The sequence below is a fragment of the Moraxella sp. genome (assembly GCF_024227015.1).
In the GTDB taxonomy this organism is placed as follows: domain Bacteria; phylum Pseudomonadota; class Gammaproteobacteria; order Pseudomonadales; family Moraxellaceae; genus Moraxella.
This window is the reverse complement of sequence record NZ_JAAELD010000135.1, coordinates 1-1,426: the sequence shown is the minus strand read 5'-3', so window position 1 is coordinate 1,426 and position 1,426 is coordinate 1. Positions and strand designations below refer to the sequence as shown.

General features: G+C 46.2%; 1 protein-coding gene. It reads left to right on the top strand.

What is annotated here, in order from left to right; all coding sequences use genetic code 11:
- Positions 1 to 1,426, top strand: a 1,426-nt coding sequence (locus GY683_RS02880; RefSeq protein WP_297287312.1) for a TonB-dependent receptor, incomplete at both ends; no start/stop codon positions are given.

The following is a 1,426-nucleotide window of genomic DNA, read 5'->3' as shown; positions in this document are numbered from 1 at the left end:
CTTATAGCACCCAATCGACCGCTCAAGATGCTAATGAACCCGAAGTGACGCTAGGTACTCTAAATGTCACCGTAAATGCCAAACCTAAAGAAGAAGTTGGCGAAGAGATAACGACACGTCGTGAGCTTGATGAGCAAAATATCCAAAACGCTCATGACCTCGTCCGCTATAATACCGAAGTGGACGTGGCAGAAGTCGGTCGCTATGGCAATAAAGGCTTTGCCATTCGTGGCGTAGACGGCAACCGTGTGGCGATGAATATTGATGGCGTGGCACTGCCTGAAGTGGAAGTTAATGAGATTTTCTCGCCCTATGGCTATATGTACGAAGGACGGTTTAACCCTGACCTTGAGATGATGGGCAGCGTGCGCATCACCGCAGGGGCGGACAGCTTAATGTCTGGCTCTGGTGCGGTGGGCGGTTCGGTGTCTTATATGACCAAAGAACCATCGCATTTGATGCGTGGCGACAAATCGCTGGGCGGTTATGCCAAAGTCGGCTACACCAGTAAAAATGAAGAGAAATTGGCAAGCGTTGGCTTGGCTGGCGTGCACGACAAGGCAGAATTTTTAATCAATTATGCTCATCGTGATGGTCATGAACTTAAAAACCATGACATGAAAGGACACAATAAAGCAGCCATTGACGACATTGGCTATGTCTATAGCAAAGATGAAATTCCAAGCAGCTCGCTAAAATCATTGCGTTATCCACAGGCGACCAAAACCACACAAGATAGCCTGCTGGCAAAAATGTATTTTCATGTTGATGACAATCATCGCCTAGGTTTGCACGGTATCTATCAAAACAAAGACACCGTCATGAACACTAACATTAACGCCAGCTACGGCTCTCGCACCAGTGTTGATCCGCGCCGTGCCAAAGACAAAGAAGAACTCAAAAGCTACGGCATCAGCTACCGCTACCGCCCACAAGATAGTGCTATTGACGAGCTAGAACTTAGCCATACGCATAGTGAAGTTTTGGGACTTGCTGATACTTGGATTTGGGATAAAGATTGGTCGGACAACATCAGCTTTGATCGCCGTGAATATCGCCCAACCAACACCAAAACCGATCAGTACAACCTAAACCTAAAAAGCTCAATCTTTGATCTAGGAAAAGCAGGCGAACATAAGCTCACTTTAAGTGCATCTCACGCCCATGCTGATCGTAGCACTTCAGCAACCGTCCTAAAAGAAGACGGCTCGCCAAGTTACCTAAACTACACCTTCTCCGATGTCAAAAAAGACAGCCATCATATCGCCCTAACCGATGCCATTCGTTTTAATGAACGCCTAAAAGCCATGCTGGGCGTGCGTTATGACAATTACAAATATAAGCCATATTTTCATAGACCTTATAAAGCATATATTTTAACAGAAACGGGAGCAGGTATACCTTCTGACCCTTATGTACCAGTAGG